At 69.2% G+C, this 16986-nt stretch carries 16 protein-coding genes; 13 read left to right on the forward strand and 3 right to left on the reverse strand.

Features of this window, described 5'->3' with window-relative positions; genetic code table 11:
* Positions 1-488: 488 nt before the first annotated feature.
* From Q8Q88_RS08240 to Q8Q88_RS08260, 5 genes are all read left to right on the forward strand, one after another.
* Positions 489-1421: a DUF2493 domain-containing protein gene (locus tag Q8Q88_RS08240; protein ID WP_305674713.1), complete on the forward strand. Its 933-nt coding sequence runs from the start codon at positions 489-491 to the stop codon at positions 1419-1421.
* Positions 1422-1736: 315 nt separating this feature from the next.
* Complete coding sequence (locus Q8Q88_RS08245) at positions 1737-2981, forward strand: DUF3363 domain-containing protein (protein WP_305674714.1); 1245 nt, start codon at positions 1737-1739, stop codon at positions 2979-2981.
* Between the two features lie 236 nt (positions 2982-3217).
* On the forward strand, positions 3218-3778 hold the full coding sequence (pseH, locus tag Q8Q88_RS08250) for a UDP-4-amino-4,6-dideoxy-N-acetyl-beta-L-altrosamine N-acetyltransferase (protein WP_305674715.1): 561 nt from the start codon (positions 3218-3220) through the stop codon (positions 3776-3778).
* A 75-nt stretch (positions 3779-3853) separates the two neighbouring features.
* Complete coding sequence (locus Q8Q88_RS08255; protein ID WP_305674716.1) at positions 3854-5647, forward strand: tetratricopeptide repeat protein; 1794 nt, start codon at positions 3854-3856, stop codon at positions 5645-5647.
* Between the two features lie 23 nt (positions 5648-5670).
* The gene (locus Q8Q88_RS08260) at positions 5671-6390 is read left to right on the forward strand and encodes a glycosyltransferase family protein (RefSeq protein ID WP_305674717.1); all 720 of its coding nucleotides are present in this window, start codon (positions 5671-5673) and stop codon (positions 6388-6390) included.
* A gap of 33 nt (positions 6391-6423) precedes the next feature.
* On the opposite strand, the gene Q8Q88_RS08265 is transcribed toward Q8Q88_RS08260, so the two are convergent.
* Entirely contained in the window at positions 6424-7005 is a 582-nt protein-coding gene (locus tag Q8Q88_RS08265; RefSeq protein WP_305674718.1) for a hypothetical protein, read from the reverse strand.
* Positions 7006-7305: 300 nt separating this feature from the next.
* Here Q8Q88_RS08265 and Q8Q88_RS08270 point away from each other — a divergent pair, with 300 nt between their 5' ends.
* From Q8Q88_RS08270 to Q8Q88_RS08280, 3 genes are all read left to right on the forward strand, one after another.
* A complete protein-coding gene (locus Q8Q88_RS08270; RefSeq protein ID WP_305674719.1) occupies positions 7306-9000 on the forward strand; it encodes a hypothetical protein in 1695 nt (564 codons plus the stop codon).
* A 117-nt stretch (positions 9001-9117) separates the two neighbouring features.
* On the forward strand, positions 9118-9972 hold the full coding sequence (locus tag Q8Q88_RS08275; protein WP_305674720.1) for a toll/interleukin-1 receptor domain-containing protein: 855 nt from the start codon (positions 9118-9120) through the stop codon (positions 9970-9972).
* A gap of 48 nt (positions 9973-10020) precedes the next feature.
* Positions 10021-10263 carry a hypothetical protein gene (locus Q8Q88_RS08280; RefSeq protein ID WP_305674721.1) on the forward strand — a complete coding sequence of 81 codons (243 nt, stop codon included), beginning with the start codon at positions 10021-10023 and terminating at the stop codon, positions 10261-10263.
* Positions 10264-10268: 5 nt separating this feature from the next.
* On the opposite strand, the gene Q8Q88_RS08285 is transcribed toward Q8Q88_RS08280, so the two are convergent.
* Positions 10269-10922, reverse strand: a complete 654-nt coding sequence (locus Q8Q88_RS08285; protein ID WP_305674722.1) for a 2-hydroxychromene-2-carboxylate isomerase — start codon at positions 10920-10922, stop codon at positions 10269-10271.
* A 72-nt stretch (positions 10923-10994) separates the two neighbouring features.
* On the opposite strand from Q8Q88_RS08285, the gene Q8Q88_RS08290 reads away from it, so the two are divergent.
* Together Q8Q88_RS08290 and Q8Q88_RS08295 are read left to right on the forward strand one after the other, a co-directional pair.
* Positions 10995-11648: a TetR/AcrR family transcriptional regulator gene (locus tag Q8Q88_RS08290; protein ID WP_305674723.1), complete on the forward strand. Its 654-nt coding sequence runs from the start codon at positions 10995-10997 to the stop codon at positions 11646-11648.
* Positions 11649-11657: 9 nt separating this feature from the next.
* The gene (locus tag Q8Q88_RS08295) at positions 11658-13154 is read left to right on the forward strand and encodes an MBL fold metallo-hydrolase (RefSeq protein ID WP_305674724.1); all 1497 of its coding nucleotides are present in this window, start codon (positions 11658-11660) and stop codon (positions 13152-13154) included.
* Positions 13155-13243: 89 nt separating this feature from the next.
* On the opposite strand, the gene Q8Q88_RS08300 is transcribed toward Q8Q88_RS08295, so the two are convergent.
* Positions 13244-14131 carry a LysR family transcriptional regulator gene (locus tag Q8Q88_RS08300; RefSeq protein ID WP_305674725.1) on the reverse strand — a complete coding sequence of 296 codons (888 nt, stop codon included), beginning with the start codon at positions 14129-14131 and terminating at the stop codon, positions 13244-13246.
* A 91-nt stretch (positions 14132-14222) separates the two neighbouring features.
* On the opposite strand from Q8Q88_RS08300, the gene Q8Q88_RS08305 reads away from it, so the two are divergent.
* The 3 genes from Q8Q88_RS08305 to Q8Q88_RS08315 all read left to right on the forward strand — a co-directional run.
* Positions 14223-15737, forward strand: a complete 1515-nt coding sequence (locus Q8Q88_RS08305; protein WP_305674726.1) for a CoA-acylating methylmalonate-semialdehyde dehydrogenase — start codon at positions 14223-14225, stop codon at positions 15735-15737.
* A gap of 10 nt (positions 15738-15747) precedes the next feature.
* Entirely contained in the window at positions 15748-16887 is a 1140-nt protein-coding gene (locus tag Q8Q88_RS08310) for an isobutyryl-CoA dehydrogenase (protein ID WP_305674727.1), read from the forward strand.
* Positions 16888-16900: 13 nt separating this feature from the next.
* Positions 16901-16986, forward strand: an 86-nt coding sequence (locus Q8Q88_RS08315; RefSeq protein ID WP_305674728.1) for an NAD(P)-binding domain-containing protein, incomplete at its 3' end; no start/stop codon positions are given.

Genomic DNA, 16986 nt, shown 5'->3' on the forward strand with positions numbered 1-16986 from the left:
CCTCAGAAAGGCCGCCGAACGATCCGTCGACGCCCTCTGGAACCGCATCGGCCAGATCCTCGACCAGTTCACACCAGAGATCTGCGCCAACTACTTCAAGGCCGCAGGATATGCGTCAACATGATCGGGAAACGCTCTAGGCGCCTGCGGCGCCCGGAGCCCCTGCGGGTCTCCGCCCTTCGGGTGACGATCCCTCACGCGCGGTTGCGGGCGTGGGTTGGGCCTCCGCTTTGCGGCGGGGCGGGCGGGTGGATCGTTCAGGCCGACCCGGCGCTGCGCGCCGGACGGAGCGCCCGCCGAGCGGGCGCAACGCCCCCACACAACGCTCTCCAATCCTGTCACGTCACCCAGGACGTCAACGGCCTGGCGGCCGTTCCCCTGCGCGGCGCTGGCGCTCCGCTCCGGTGACTTCCCGGGGCCCGACGCGAGCAGGAGGGAGGTCGTTGCGCATGGGGCGCATCGGCATCTTCTTTTCAGGAGCAGCGACCATGACCTTTTCCCGTCATGCCTTCTCATCCTCGGACACGGCTTTCGACGTGCAGGCCTCGGCGCTGGAGGACCCGCGTCCGCATCCCACCGAGGAGGCGCTCGTCCAGTTCGGCCGGGCGGTGATGACCGAGTTGCTGGACGTCCTGGGCGACACCGCCCTGGAGGAGGTGCAGGCGATCCTGGCCGAGAGCCTGATCGGCGCCTTCCACTCGGCGGCCGGTCGGATCGAGCGGGACGGGGACCGGGCGCGCGATCGCATGCGGTCCCTGGAGCGCGACTTCGACGGGTCGGAGCTGGCCGACAGCGAACTGCAGGCGGCGACCCTGGCGACCCGGGCCTCGGAGGTTGCGCGGATGGCCGCCGAGCTGATCCGCGATGCGGCGGCCGAGCTCTACACGACGGCGACGGGGGAGGTCTGGACGGCCTGGCGGGGAAGCCGGCGCGGGACGGTGCTGACGGCGGCCCAGCTGGAGGCCAGGCAGGCGCTGAAGTCGATCCAGGCGAGGAAGACGTCGGACAACGATCCGGGCGGACCGGTGGTGGCCTTCCGGGCCGCGCCCTTCGCCAACACCGAGGCCGATGCGCACCGGATCTTCGATGCGCTGAACTGGGCGAAGTCCGAGTGGCCGGGAATGGCCTTGGCGACCACCGGAGCCAAGGGCGCGGAGAAGCTGGCGATTCAGTGGGCCCGGCAGAAGGGGGTGACGCTGGTGCTGGCGCGGGCGGACTTCGAGCGGCACGCCAAGGCCGCGCCGTTCCGGGCAAACGACGAACTGATGGCGCTGGAGCCGGTCTGCTGCCTGACCCTGGCCCAGTCGCTGAATGCGGAGCGGGCGAGTGGAAGCCATCCGTTCGGGCCGGCCCTGAACCTCGGTCAGCAAGCCCAGAACAGCGGCGTGCGGCACGTGCCGATCCGCGGCAAGGCCGGTTGAGGTCCGCGCATCGCCGAAGTGCGTAGCCCGCTCGGCCCACTCCGGCCGGGCGGGTTTCTTCGTGTTGGTGGGTGGGTAGGGGGCTCGGCGACTCGTGTGTTGCTAGGCGTTGATGGGATTAGAATCGGCTTGTAACGGATTGATTGTGATGGCGAAAACGGTGGGAACTGTGGCGTAGGGCAAGGTAAAAGGAGGTTCTCGGCGTCGCTGTTTGTCCTACGATCTCGGGGGCGTTGCGACGGCGACAGCCGACGATGGCGACTTGCAGAAAGTCATGTCGGTCGGGTCGCAGTACTTGTCCAGGAGGTCGGTCGGATGATGGTCCGGGACATGATCGAAAGCCGGTTCGAGGCTCACGAGGCCGATGGAGCGGAGGCGGCCTGGTTGAGCCTGCCGCAGTCAGTGAGAGCAGATCGCGCCGATGTGCGGACGGGGCTGTTCCGGCGGCTGGCGGCCTCGCGGCATTTCGCGCTCGGGGACAGATCAGGGGTGCTCAGCGCGGCGCAGCGGCGTTCAGGCCGGGCCTTCCGGTTGGACGTGCGCCAGCGGGTGGTGGTCAAGGCGCTGGTGTCGCGTCATGTCGGGGCCGGCGTCGCACGCGGCGCGGCCCTGGGGCGTCACGTCTCCTATCTGGGTCGCCATTGGGCGGGATCGGAGGGGGCGCGTCCGGAGTTCTTTGACCGGAACGACGACGCCGTGGATGCGGCGGATCGGACGCGCGACTGGACCGGGGATCGACATCATTTCCGTTTCATCATCTCGCCGGAACATGGCGACCGCATCGCCGACCTGCGGGACTATGTCCGCGAGGTGATGGGTCGGGTGGCGGCGGATCTAGGGGAGCCGGAATTGAGCTGGATCGGGACCTGTCACTTCGACACCGACCAGCCACATGCCCATGTGCTGGTGCGGGGGAAGCGGGCGGACGGGCGCGACCTGGTCATCCCCCGCGATTACATCGGCTACGGTTTCCGGGCGCGGGCCCGGGAGGCGGCGCAGTCGCGGCTCGGGGACCTGTCGCGCGCTGACGCCGAGCGGCGGATCTGGCGGGATACGGAGGCCGACCGGTTCACAGGGCTGGACCGGCGGCTTCTGGCAGCCATGGGTTCGGACGGACTGGTCAACGGCGGGGCTGGGCGCAGCGACGCCTGGTCGGCGCTCATCCGCGGCCGGCTGCGGCATCTGGAACGTCTGGGATTGGCCGAACGGGTGGGCCGCCAGTACCGTTTGCGGGATGACCTCGGGCCGACCCTGCACGCGCTTCAGGGCCGCAAGGACATCATCCGCACCCTCAACCAACGACGCCTGGAGGGTGCGCGCGAGGTAAGGGTGCTTGGGAACGAGAGCGTCCGGGGCCGCGTGGTCCGTAGCGGCGCCCATGACGAATTGGGAGCCTCGCCGTTCGTTGTGATACGGGATCGGGAGGGGATCGAGCACTATGCCCGTCTGAGCCTGGGCAAGGTCCTTCCGGAAGTCGGCGCGGCGCTCATCTTGTCGCCCGGTGAGCGTGGCGCCACGGCGCTAACGGCCGGCCGAGGCGGACCTGAGCAAACGCGGTGAAACGGGTGGAGACCGTACGAATTCTCGAAACCCAGTCGAAGAAAATCTGCGACCTATGTGTGACCTGGGGTGGCGATCTAAGCTTTCGGTTAATAGGAAAATGATCAAAATCAATCCGTTATGGAAAGTGCGCGGCGGCTCCAAACATCATGGCCAAGATGGTATTGGGGCTGTAGCGGGGATCGGTAGCCAGCCACGACCGACGGTCCTCGCCTGCGCTGACCGGGAGAGCCGCCATGGCCGTTGATGTGAAGATGCGTCCGCCCGCTCCGGCCGACTCGGCCCGCATGCTCGCCTGGCGCAACCTGCCGGAGATCCGGCGCTGGATGTACACCGACCATGTCATCTCCCAGGAGGAGCATGACCGATGGTTCGCCGGCGCCCTGGCCGACCCCTCACGGCGCTATTGGATCATCGAGCTGGACGGCCTTGCGGTCGGCCTGGCCAATCTCGCCGACTACTCACCGGCCCACCGCCGTACCGCCTGGGCCTACTACCTGGCCGACCCGTCGGTTCGGGGGAGGGGCCTCGGCGCCTATGTCGAGTACTTCGTCATCGAGCATGTCTTCGGCGAGCTGGGCCTGAACAAGCTCTGCTGCGAGGTGCTGATCGACAACGAGGCGGTCTGGAAGATGCACGAGGCCTTCGGGTTCGCGCGCGAGGCCCTGTTCCGCGAACATGTCTGGAAGGACGGCAAGGCGACGGATGTGGTGGCGCTCGGCCTGCTGGCCAGCGACTGGTCGACGATCCGAGAGGCGAGCCGGCAGCGGCTGGCGGCGCGCGGCTTCCCAGTCTAGGAGCGCGGCTTAGGCGGCGGTTAACCGTATATGGGCGAAGCATCTCCCGATCCTCGCCCGCCCCGGAGTCAGGCCATGCCGCGCCCGTCCGCGCCCAGCGCAACATCGCCCGCGGCGCTCGGGGTCGGCGCCGCGCCGACCCCCGCCCGGCTGGCCGCGGGCGCGGTGGGAGATTCGGGTTCGCGGGATGCGCTGGCCAAACTGTCGCTCGCCGTCGAGGAGCTGAAGGCGCTCAAGGTCCAGCCGATGCTGCATCAGGCCGTGGCGGCCCTGAACGGCGGCGACGCCAAGGCCGGCGCGGAATGGGCGATCAAGGCGCTGGAGCAGGACGAGCGGAACGGCTTCGGCTGGTACCTGCTGGCCATCGCTCGCGAGAAGGCCGGCGACTTCGCGGGCTCGATCACCTGCTACGAGTCGGCGCTGGCCCTGCTGCCCGACCATGCCGAGATCGCCAACAACCTGGGACGCCTGGCCTATCGCATGGGCCAGAAGCCGGTGGCCGAGAAGCTGTTCCGCCATCACCTGGCGCGGTTCCCGGACGATCACGAGGGGGCCAACAACCTGGCCTGCGTGCTGCGTGACCAACAGCGCTACGACGACGCCATCGAGCTCCTGAAGTCGGCCATCGGCCGGGCGCAGGACCAGCCGCTGCTGTGGAACACGCTCGGCAGCACGCTGGCCGAACAGGGCGACCCGGCCACCGCCCAGATCTTCTTCGACGAGGCCCTGCGGCTGGACCCGGCCTTCGCCAAGGCCCGCTACAATCGCGGCAATGTCCGGCTGTTCCAGGGCGACACGGCCGGGGCCCTGGAGGATTGCGAGCAGGCGATGACCGCGCCCATGCCGCTCGACGAACAGCTGATGATGCGGCTGGCCCGCTCGACGATCCTGCTGGACCTGGGCCGGGTGGGCGAGGGCTGGGACGACTACGAGGCCCGCCTCCATCCGAGCTTCGCCGACGTCACCGTGGTGATGGTCGAGCGCCCGCGCTGGAGCCCGAGCGCTGATCTGGCCGGCAAGTCGATGTTGATCGTCGGCGAACAGGGCCTGGGCGACGAGGTCATGTTCTCCAACATCGTGCCCGACGTCATCGAGGCCCTGGGGCCCGAGGGCCGGCTGACCCTGGCCGTCGAACCGCGCCTCGTGCCGCTGTTCCAGCGCAGCTTCCCGAGCGCCCATGTGGGCGCCCACGCGACCTATCAGGCCGAAGGGCGCACCTATCGCCTGGCGCCGTTCCTGGATGAGGCGGCGATGGCGCGGATCGACCTGTGGACCCCGATCGGTTCGCTGCTGCGCCAGTTCCGCCGCGAGGTGGCCGCCTATCCGAGCCGTCCGCGGTTCCTGGACGCCGATCCGGCGCGCCTGGCCCATTGGCGCAAGGTTCTGGACGCCGCCCCGGCCGGCCGCAAGGTGGGGCTGTTGTGGAAGAGCGGCAGCACGCTGGGCGCCCGGCACCGCTACTATTCGAGCTTCGAGCAATGGGCGCCGGTGCTGGCGGCCCAGGGGATCACCTTCGTCAACCTGCAGTACGGCGAGGTCGAGGCCGAACTGGAGCAAGCCCGTCGCGAGCTGGGCGTGGAGATCTGGAACCCGCCGGGCATAGACCTGAAGCAGGACCTGGACGACGTGGCGGCGCTCTCCTGCGCGCTCGACCTGGTGATCGGTTTCGCCAACGCCACCTCCAACATCGCCGCGGCCTGCGGGGCGCCTTCCTGGCTGATCTCGACGCCCGCCGCCTGGGCGCGGCTGGGGACCGACCGCTATCCCTGGTATCCGCAGATGCGGGTCTTCATCCCGGAAACCTTGGGCGATTGGGATCCGGTGATGGACGAGGTCGGCGAGGCCATGGCGGCGTTCGGCCAAGCCTGATCGCGGGCAGGTAGGAGCGTCCCATGATCGCGGCGATAGTGCAGGCGCGGATGAGCTCGACGAGGCTGCCCGGCAAGGTCTTGGCCGACCTGGCCGGCGCCCCGATGATCGGGCGTCAGATCGAGCGCCTGAACCGGGCGCGGGCCATCGACCGCCTCATCGTCGCCACCTCCGACGACCCGTCGGATGACGGGCTGGCGGCCTATCTGACCGGGGCTGGGGTCGAGATGTTTCGGGGCTCGCTGCAGGACGTGCTGGGGCGTTTCGCCGGCGCGGCGGCGTCGCTGGATGAGGACGACCTCGTCGTCCGCCTGACGGCCGACTGTCCGCTGACCGACCCCGAGCTGATCGACGCCATGATCGGCAAGCAGCTCGCCACGCACGCCGACTATACCGCCACGACCCTGCCGACGCGCACCTATCCCAAGGGCCTGGACGCCGAGGTGATGAGCGTTGGGGCGCTGCGCCTGGCGGCCGCCGAAGCGGTCGACCCCTATGAGCGCGAGCACGTCACGCCCTTCATCTATCGCCGGCCCGACCGCTTCACGCTGGGCGGGGTGTCGCAAGGCCGGGACGAAGGCGAGGTCCGCTGGACGGTCGATCGCCCCGACGACCTGGATTTTGTCCGCGCCGTCTATGAGGCCCTCTATCGCGAGGGCGAGCATTTCACCTCGGACGACATCCGACGCTTGGTACGAGGGCGACCGGATCTGGTCCGGTTAGGCGGCGATCCCCGCGTCTAGGCACGCTCGGCCAAGCCGGGGGGCCGCCGGCGGTCAGAGGGTCAGGTCGATGGTCTTTCCGCCGCGGATCTCGACGCGGCGCATGATGGCCATGTCGGCGCCGACGCCGGGCGGCGACGGCTTGGCGACCGTGATCGCATACCACGCGCCATCGGGAAGGCCGTTGAAGGCGAAGCGCCCCGAGGCGTCGCAGGCGGCGCGCTTGATGAAGGCCGAATAGTCCGCGCTGCGGCCCGGCGGCGTGCGACCGCGGACCTCGGCGGCGGGGAGGGCCGCGCGCCTGGGCGACGCATAGAGAATGGTCATCCGGCGACGGGTCCAGGGTGTTTCGGGCGTGAGCACCACGCCCGCGCCGGTGCAACCATAAGGCTTGCCGCCGCCGCGGAAGGTCAGTCGGCCCTCGATGCGGCCCTTTCCCGGCGCCTGGGACCAGGTGAAGTCGGAGGTCCGGAACTCCTCGGTGACGACCGCAGGACCCTTCGACCCGGCCGGCTTCGGCGGCTGGTCGGTGGCGCAGGCCTGCAAGAGCAGCAGCCCAGCGGCGGCGCCGGCGAGGCGCGCCACACCCACGGGTTGGGAGCTAGACCCCAGGGTTGTATCAACGAAGTCAGTCATTTGCGTTGCCCTTAGAAATTCCGGGAACTGGACAAGCATTCCCCCCAACATATCCGCCAGGATGGCTATGTTTGAACATATTAAGAAACAAAGAGTCACAATACCGCGAGGTGCTGTCACCGGTGGAGTAGTATTCAGTCATGAAGGATTGAAGCAAGCCCATATATTATGCAGTCTGGTCGCCGCGACGGGACTCAACCTTTCTTCCCTGTGCTGGGTGGGTGGGTTGGCTAAGAGGCGAGGCCGAGGCGCCGATGGCACGCGGCGTATGAGGGGCGAGCGCAGGTGTCGGACGTGACCATGATCCAGCTCGCGTTTGCGGGCCATAATCGCGCCAACGACCTCGGCCACCACGAGCCCATCACCGAGGGCCTGGACGCGGCGTTCCGGCTCATCCGCGAAGCCGGCGTGGAGCACGCCCGCCTGCTCACGGGCCTCGCGCCCGGCGCCGACGAGCTTGCCGCCGGGGCCTGGCGCCTCGCCCAGCTCGGGCCGATCCACGCGGTGTTCCCGTTCCTCGACGATCCGTCCGGCAAGGCCACCGAGCTGCGCGGGGTCCCGTCGGCCACCTGGCTGGACGGGGCGGCGGCCGAGGCCCTGGGCCGCAATCCCCACCTGAAGCAGACCCGGCTGGTGGTGGAGGCCGCCGACCTGCTGGTGGTGGTGTGGACGGGAGAGCGGGCGCGGGGGGCGGGCGGGACCGCCGATGCGGTCCGCTGCGCCCTGGAGACCGGGCTGTCGGTCCTGTGGGTGAAGCCGTCGGATTCGCCTCGCCTGCGCCTGATCAGGCCCGAGAAGCTGCCGTCCGACTTCGATTTCCTCGAGTTCCAGGAAGGGCTGCAGGCTGGCAACCTCTCCCATGTCGAGGAGGCCACCGAGGCGAATGTCCGCGAGGTTCTCAACCTCGAAGCCCTCGCCGCCGCCGAGGCCGCCGCCGCCCTGGACGAGGAGGCGCAAGCCACTGGCGACAAGAGCGACGCGAGGCTCGACGCCTGGCTGCACGGATGGCTCTGGAAGACCTATGGCGCGTTTCGGACACTCATGGGCGGCCGGGTCTCGGGCCTGGCCGCGGCGCACCCGGTTCCTGAAGACCTCGCCGAGCAGGCCGGCTTCCAGCTGTTGACCGCGGCATATATGAGCGCCGACCAGCACGCCAACCGGCTGTCGGCGGTACATCGTTCCGAGCAAATCCTGCTGCTGCTAGCGATGGTCACGGCCGCGATCGTCGGATCCGCATGGACGATCTGGCCCGGGTTCAAGACCACCGCCGTCTTCATCGAGCTCATGCTGGGCTTGGCCGCGCTCTGGGTCTGGTCCAGCGCGGCGCGGGCGCGGCAACACGAGCGCTGGGGTGAGGAGCGCCACCTGGCCGAGCAACTTCGGCTCATCCGCGCCTGCTGGCCGCTGGGCGTCAGCCTGGTCAGCACCCGCACCCCGCCCATCGTGCGCCAGGCCCTGGAGCCGGAGCAGGCGATCCTGCGCAAGGCGGGTCTGCCGCATGGCAGGTTCGATGAGGCCCGGGTGGCGAGTTGGGGTCACTGGGCCTTGAGCGAGCTGGTCGAGGGGCAGGCCGCCTATCACCTGGCGGTCAGCAAGCGGGAGGGGCGGATCGCCCATAGGATCCATGCGGCGGAGAACGCCGCCTTCGTGTTCCTCCTGGCGCTGTTCGCCAGCTATCTGCTGGCCCACGCCCTGTCCCACCCGCTGGACCTGCATGTCCCCCATTGGATCAGCGGGGTGGTCGCGATGGCGGGAACGGTCGTCCCGGCGTTCGCCGCGGCGACCATGGCGCTCGAGGCAAAGCTGGAATTCAAGGAGCAGAGCGCGCGGAGCGAGCGCATCGGCGAGCGGCTGGAAGGCCTGGCCGCGCAACTCGGGCCAAACCCTTCGCTGGACGACCTGCAGGGCGCGGCGCGCGCGGCCATGAGGTGGCACCTGGCGGAGACCAGCCACTGGCGCGATGGCGCAGGGCGGAGACAGCTTTTTCGGCCTTAGTAGTTATAAAGAACAGATTAGGATGAATTAAGATTCATCGACCGGCCTTGTCACAACCCCGGATAGGCCGTCTTATATAAGTTGTGACTTTGGGCGGGTAGACTCGGGCGTGTTGAAATGAATGCCGATATTTTCATCAGTTTTGCTTCGCAAGACCGAAAAGTCGCGAATATTCTATGCACCGCGCTGGAGAGCCGCGGTTTCGGGTGCTGGATCTCGTCGCGAAATATTCAGCCTGGCGAGAATTTCCAGGTCTCGATCGTGCAGGCGATCCGCCGCGCGCGGATCATGCTGCTGGTCTTCACCGAGAATTCGAACAAGTCCGAGGAGATGACCAAGGAGCTGGCGCTGGCGAGCCAGCAGAAGCTGATCGTCATTCCGCTACGCGTGGAGGACGTGACGCCGAACGAGGCCTTCTCCTACGAGTTCGCCACCCGCCAATGGATCGACTTCTTCGCGGACTGGGAATTCGCGATGGACCAGCTCAGCCTGCGGATCGCCAGCGCGATCGGCGATCCGGCGGCGGACGCCGCCGTCCCGGCGCCCGCGCCATCCGCGGCCCCGCCCGAGGCCCGCAAGGCGGCGCCCGAAGCCTCCAAGGCGGCCGCCCAGCCACGGAAGGTCAGCGCGCCGGTCGACGGTCCCAAGAAGCCGGCCGGCCCGCCGCCGGCCGCGGCCGGCGAGGTCCCCGCCGAACGGGCGAAGCGCCCGATGGTGGGGCTGGCCCTGGTGGGCGCCGCGGTCGCTGTCGCCGTGGCCATCGGCCTGGTGCTGAGCGGGCCCAAACCCAAGGCGCCCGACTTCGAGCCGAAGGTGGCGATCCTGGCCTCGGCGACCCTGCTGCCCACGCCGCCCGTGGCGCCCGCGGCGGCCGATCCGCTGGCGGCGGCCGAGCTTCCCAAGGCGGCGGTCGCGCCGAAGCGCAAGGCCCCCAAGGTCAAGCGCCAGGTCGAGGAGGAAATCCCCTACTAAACGCAGGGACTCGGCGTGCTTCGAGCCCGGCTAGGACGGATGAACCACATGCACGACACCATTACGCTGGGCGCGCTGCTCGCAGAGCGCCCCGACGCGCAGATCCGCTTCAGTTGTTCGGGCTGCCGGACCAGCCACGACGTCGCGGCGGCCACGGTCCTGACCCGACTGGAAGGCCGCGGCCTGGGGGACGACCAGGTCGACGTCCGGGAGCTGGGCCGGTTTTCCGAGCGGTCCTGCTACCGCTGCGGCGAGGTCCGATGGGAGACGCGTTCGCGCATCCCCGCCTGACAGCCCTAGACCCGCTCGGCCAGGCCGTGCTGGCCCATGCGCCAGAGCAGGGTCTCCAGGCGGTCCTGGCCGAAGAAGGGTTCGTCCTGGAAGACCATGGTGGGGACACCCCAGTGGCCGACCGCCTCCAGCCGGGCGTGGCTGGCCTGGATGGCGGCTTCGAGGCGATCGGCCTCGGTTGAAACCACGTTCTCCAGGGCGGCGAGGTCGAGGCCCGCCCGCGCCGTGGCCTGGGCCAGGTGGTCGCCCTGGTCCCAGCCCTGGACCTGGCCGCCCCAGATCAGCTTGCTGACCTCGACGATGAAGGCCAGGCCGGCGCCGGCCTCGACCGCAGCCTGGCCCAGGTGGGTGAGGCGGCGGATATAGGGCTGGTCCTTGGCCACGTCGCCGGTGGTGAGGTCCATGACGATGGGGTCGGGCCGCGGCGGGCCGAAGGTCATGCCCAGCATCTGGGCGGTGCGGAAGCAGTCGCGCCCCACATAGAACGGCCAGCGCTTGTCCTGGCGCTTGAAGAAGCCGTCGACGCGGACCGCCAGGGGATAGACCGGGCGGATGTCGACCTGGACATCGTAGCGCGCCGCGATCTCCGCCAGGCGCGAGGTGGCCAGGTACGAATAGGGGCTCCTGAACGACCAGAAGACGTCGACCTGCAGGGCCATCGGAAACCTCCTGCTTGCAATAATGACTATTTAGTCCAATAGTGACCAAGCAGTCAAATTGGAGTTTGAGGGATGATCGCGGGAGGCGAGCGGGTCGATCGGCGGCGGGAGCGGACGCGGGCCGCCCTGATGCGCGCGGGCCAGGTGCTGTTCGCCACGCGCTCGGTGGACGCGGTGAGCATCGACGACATCGTGGCCGCCGCCGAGGTCGCCAAGGGCAGCTTCTACAACCACTTTCCCGACAAGGACGGCCTGGCGCGGGAAATCGCCAAGCAGGCGCGGGCCGCCATCGAGCTGACCGTGGCCGACATCAACGGTGGAGTGGCCGACCCGGCCGAGCGGGTGGCCCGTGCGCTGGCGATGTTCGCGCGCGGCGCGGAGGTCTTCCCGATCCGGGCCCAGGCCATGATGCGGCTGTTCCCCTTCGCCTCGGTCCCCGACGCCCCGATGAACGGCGGCGTGCGCGCCGACATCCAGGCGGGCCTCGCGGCCGGGCGCTTCGAGGGCCTGGCGCCGGAGGCCGCCGTGCTGATGGCGGTCGGAACGGCGCAGATCGCCGTGTCGCGCGTGCTGGAACGCCAAGCCTCCGACACGGTCGCGACCCTGGCCGAGGACCTGGTCTTCGGCCTCCTGCGGGGGCTGGGCCTGGAAGCCGCCGCCGCGCGCGCCGTGGCCGCCAAGGCCTGCGCCGACATCTTCGCCGCCACCCTGCCCAACGGGCTCTGAGGACCTGACATGCGCGTCACTGGATTTTTCGTCATCGTCTTCGCTCTGCTGTTCGCGGTTCTCGGCTTTGGATTATGGGCCGCGCCCGAGGAACTGGCCGGCGGGCTGCGGGTGGGAGCCCTGGCCGCGGAAGGCGTCTCCACCCTGCGGGGCGACCTGGGCGGCCTGTTCGTGGCGCTGGCGGCGCTGTGCTTCGCCGGTGTCTGGACCCGCCGAGGGGTGCTGCTGCAGGCCGCGGCCCTGATCCTGGTCACCATCGTCGTCGGGCGTCTGATGGGGGTGGTCGACGACGGCCTGCCGGGCGGCGTGCCGCGCGCCCTGGTCATCGAGGTCGCCGCCATCGTCGCCCTGGTCCTGCACGCCCGCGGTTTGGGGCAGTCCGAGGCGCCCGAGCGCGCGGGCCTGACCCGGACGATCCTGCTGGTCGTGGGCCTGGGCGTCGCCGCCAAGCTCGGCCTCTCCGCCGCCCTCGCCAATCCGACGGTCCAGCAGAAGATCTTCGAGCGCGCGGTCGCCCAGCGGATGGGCGTGGACAATTCGGCCCTGCTGGCCGACGACGCCCTGCGGGTGGCGGTCTGCGGCGCCTCGGCGCCCCTACCCAGCAAGACCCGGGCGAAGGCCTGCGTGGCGGTGATCGCCGGCGGCAAGTTCTATATCGTCGATGTCGGGCCGGAGTCGGTTGAGAACCTGATGCAGTGGGGTATCCCGCTGGACCGGATCGGCGGCGTGCTGATCACCCATTTCCATTCCGACCATATCGGCGACCTGGGGGAACTGAACCTGCAGACCTGGGCCCAGGGACGGCCCGCGCCGCTCAACATCTACGGCGGGCCGGGTGTGGATCAGGTGGTCGACGGCTTCAACCAGGCCTACCGGATCGACCAGGGCTACCGGACGGTCCACCACACGGCCAAGATCATGCCGCCGGAGACCTGGCCCCTGGTGGCGCGGACCGTCGAGATGGCCGGACCGGCGACGCCCGCCAAGGCGCGGACCGGCCTGGTCTTCGACGACGGCAAGCTGAAGATCACCGCTATCGAGGTGGACCACGGGCCGATCGAGCCGGCCTATGCCTACCGCTTCGACTACAAGGGCCGCTCGGTGGTGATCACCGGCGACATGAAGAACCATCCGCCGTTCGCGCGCGCCGCCATGGGGGCCGATGTGATGGTCTCCGAGGCCATCGCCCGGCCGATGATCGAGACCATGGAGGCCGGCGCAAAGGGCCTGGGGCGCGGCCGGGTCGAGCGCATTATGCACGACATCCAAGACTACCATGTCTCGCCCCAGGAGGCCGCGGGCCTGGCCAACCAGGCCAAGGTCAAGCTGTTGGTCTTCTACCACCTGCTGCCGGCGCCCGACGGGATGATCGCGCGGCGGACCTTCGAGAGCGGGATCGAGGCGGCGCGGGACGGCGACTGGACCCTGGCCGACGACGGCAGCCTGTATACGTTGCCGCTGGGCTCGAAGGAGGTCCGGATCGGGCGGGTTCCGCGGGCGCCCTAGCGATGAAGACCGCTCGCGCCGCGAGATATCCTCCTCTTCCCTTCCAAGGGGAGAGGAGGAGTCCAGCCTTGCACAGCCTTTTGGAGGCGCTACCGGCCGGCATAGGGCGACAGCCGCTCGGCTGCCTCGGCGCAGAGCGCCTTGACCCACGTGCGGACGGCGCGCAGGCGGGCGGTGTCGTGGACGTCGCGGTGGGTGGCGAGCCAGAAGCGGCGCTCCAGCAGGACCTCGCCCGCCAGCACCCGGGTCAGGCCCTGGGCCATGAAACACGGCAGGACGCCGATGCCCCCGCCGCCGGCGACGATCTCCCGCTGGGCGCGGATTGAGGAGCTGGCGAGGCGCGGTGTGAGGCCCGGCAGAACCTCGTCCAGATAGCGCAGCTCCGGGGCGTAGATCAGGTCGTCCACATAACCCACGATATCCAGGTCGCGCAGCTCGGCGACCTCCTTCGGCGCGGGACGGCGTTCGAGATAGGCCGGGGCGGCGTAGAGGGCGAGCTGATAGGGCGTCAGGGGTTCGACGATCAGCCGGGCCTGGTCGGGCGCGCTCAAGGTGATGGCCATGTCCACCTCGCGCCGGCCGGGCGAGAGGAAGCCGGCGCTGGCGGCCAGCTCGACGCGCAGGCCTGGGCGAGCGGCGGCGAGGCCGGGCAGGGCCGGGGCCAGGATCGCCGACCCGAACCCTTCGGCGGCGCTGATCCGCACCGTGCCGGCGATGACGTCGGGGCGGGTGACCTGGGCGGCCGCCTCCATGGCGGCCTCGGCGTCGAGGGCGATGGCCAGGAGCTGGGCGCCGGCGGCGGTGAGCTGCAGGCCGGTGGGCGAGCGGGCCAGCAGGGTTGATTTCAGGGCCGATTCCAGCCGCGACACCCGGCGGCCCACAGTGGCGGCGTCGATCCCGAGCCGGGCGGCCGCGGCGGTGAGCGAGCCGGTGCGGGCCGCGGCGATGAAGACCTTCAGGTCGTCCCAGTCGAACATGCTGCATATTTGCATGACCTAAGCCGCAAGTCTGCAATACCGGCGGCCGGCCGGCTCTGATAGGGCAGGGCGCAAGAAAAGGGAGGCCCCCATGCGCGACATCCAGCACTTCATCACCGGTTCGGCTGTCGCCGGGACCTCGGGCCGCTTCGGCGACGTCTACAATCCCAACACCGGCGAGGTTCAGGCGCGCGTGGCGCTGGCCACCCCAGCCGAGGTCGACGCCGCGGTGGCCGCCGCCGTGGCCGCCCAGCCGGCCTGGGCCGCCACCAATCCCCAGCGCCGGGCGCGGGTGATGTTCGAGTTCAAGCGCCTGGTCGAGGCCAATATGCAAGAACTGGCGGAGCTCTTGTCCTCCGAGCACGGCAAGGTGGTCGCCGACTCAAAGGGCGACATCCAGCGGGGCCTGGAGGTGATCGAGTTCGCCTGCGGCATCCCCCACGTGCTGAAGGGCGAATATACCGAGGGCGCGGGTCCGGGGATCGACGTCTATTCCATGCGCCAGCCGTTGGGCGTGGCGGCGGGCATCACCCCGTTCAACTTCCCGGCCATGATCCCGATGTGGATGTTCGGCATCGCCATCGCGGTGGGCAACACCTTCATCCTGAAGCCCTCGGAGAAGGACCCCAGCGTCCCGGTCCGCCTGGCCGAGCTGTTCATGGAGGCCGGCGCCGCCGTGGGCATGGACGTCAAGGGCGTCCTGAACGTCATCCATGGCGACAAGGCCGCGGTGGACGCCATCCTGACCCATCCGGACATCGCCGCCGTCAGCTTCGTCGGCTCGTCCGACATCGCCCACTATGTCTATTCGACCGGCACCGCGCACGGGAAGCGGGTCCAGGCCATGGGCGGGGCCAAGAACCACGGCATCGTCCTGCCCGACGCGGACCTGGACCAGGTGGTGAAGGACCTTTCTGGCGCGGCCTTCGGCTCGGCCGGCGAGCGCTGCATGGCCCTGCCGGTGGTGGTGCCGGTGGGCAAGACCGTGGCCGACGAACTGCGCAAACGGATGATCGCCGAGATCGAGACCCTGAAGGTCGGGGTGTCGTCCGACGCCGCGGCCCAGTACGGCCCGGTGGTCTCGGCCGCCCATCGCGACAAGATCGCCAACTATATCCAGATGGGGGTCGACGAGGGCGCCGAGCTGGTCGCCGACGGCCGCGGCTTCTCGCTGCAGGGCTATGAGAAGGGCTTCTTCATCGGCCCCAGCCTGTTCGACCAGGTGAAGCCCGGCATGCGCACCTACCAGGAGGAGATCTTCGGCCCGGTGCTGCAGATCGTCCGCGCCGAGACCTATGAGGAGGCGCTGGCCCTGCCGTCCAAGCACCAGTACGGCAACGGGGTGGCGATCTTCACCCGCAACGGCCGCGCGGCGCGCGACTTCGCCAACCGGGTGCAGGTGGGCATGGTGGGGATCAATGTGCCGATCCCGGTGCCGGTGGCCTATCACACCTTCGGCGGCTGGAAGCGCAGCGCGTTTGGCGACACCAACCAGCACGGCCTCGAGGGCGTGAAGTTCTACACCAAGGTCAAGACCATCACGGCGCGCTGGCCGGAAGGCGACAGTCATGCAGACTCGTCGTTCGTCATCCCGACCATGCGCTAGAGGCTCCTCCATGAACTTCGACCTGACCGACGACCAGCGGGCGATCCAGGACGCCGCGTCGGCCTTCGCCGCGGCCGAACTGGCCCCGCACTCGGCGAGGTGGGACGAGGAGAAGCACTTCCCGGTCGACGTGCTGCGGAAGGCCGCCGAGCTGGGCTTCGCCGGCATTTATATCGGCGAGGATGTGGGCGGTTCGGCCCTGACCAGGCTGGACGCCTCTATCGTGTTCGAGGCGCTCTCCTACGGCGACGTGTCGACGGCGGCCTACCTCACGATCCACAACATGGCCTCGTGGATGATCGACCGGTTCGCGGGCGAGGAGCTGCGCCAGCGCTACCTGCCGCGGCTGACCAGCATGGAGCTGATCGCCAGCTACTGCCTGACCGAGCCCGGCTCCGGCTCCGACGCCGCGGCCTTGCGGACCACCGCCAAGCTGGACGGCGACCATTACGTTCTGAACGGGTCGAAGGCCTTCATCTCCGGCGGCGGGGTCTCCGACGTCTATGTAGTGATGGCGCGCACCGGCGACGCCGGCGCCAAGGGCGTCTCGGCCATCGTGGTGGAGAAGGGGACACCGGGCCTGTCGTTCGGCGCGCAGGAAAAGAAGATGGGCTGGAACGCCCAGCCGACCGCCCAGGTCAATTTCGACAACTGCCGGGTCCCGGTCGCCAACCGCATCGGGGCCGAGGGCGAGGGCTTCCGCTTCGCCATGATGGGTCTGGACGGCGGGCGCCTGAACATCGCCTCGTGCTCTCTGGGCGGGGCGGGCTTCGCGCTGGACACGGCTCAGGCCTACATGACCCAGCGCCAGCAGTTCGGGAAGAACCTGGCCGACTTCCAGGCCCTGCAGTTCAAGATCGCCGACATGGCCACCGAGCTGGAGGCCGCCCGGCTGATGGTGCGGCGCGCGGCCTACGCCCTCGACAACCGCGATCCCCAGGCCACCAAGCTGTGCGCCATGGCCAAGCGGTTCGCCACCGACGCGGGCTTCGAGGTGGCCAACCAGGCCCTGCAGTTGCACGGCGGCTACGGCTACCTGGCCGATTATCCGCTGGAGCGGATCGTGCGCGACCTGCGGGTCCACCAGATCCTTGAAGGCACCAACGAGATCATGCGGGTGATCATCGCCCGCGAGATGTTCCGGCAATAGGAAAGCCCAGCAGATGACGAAGATCGCCTTCATCGGGGTCGGCAACATGGGCGCCGGCATGGCGGCCAACCAGGCCAAGGCCCAGCATCAGGTGGCGGC

Origin of the sequence: Phenylobacterium sp., from assembly GCF_030697925.1 — a bacterium.
Classification (GTDB): Bacteria; Pseudomonadota; Alphaproteobacteria; order Caulobacterales; family Caulobacteraceae; genus Phenylobacterium.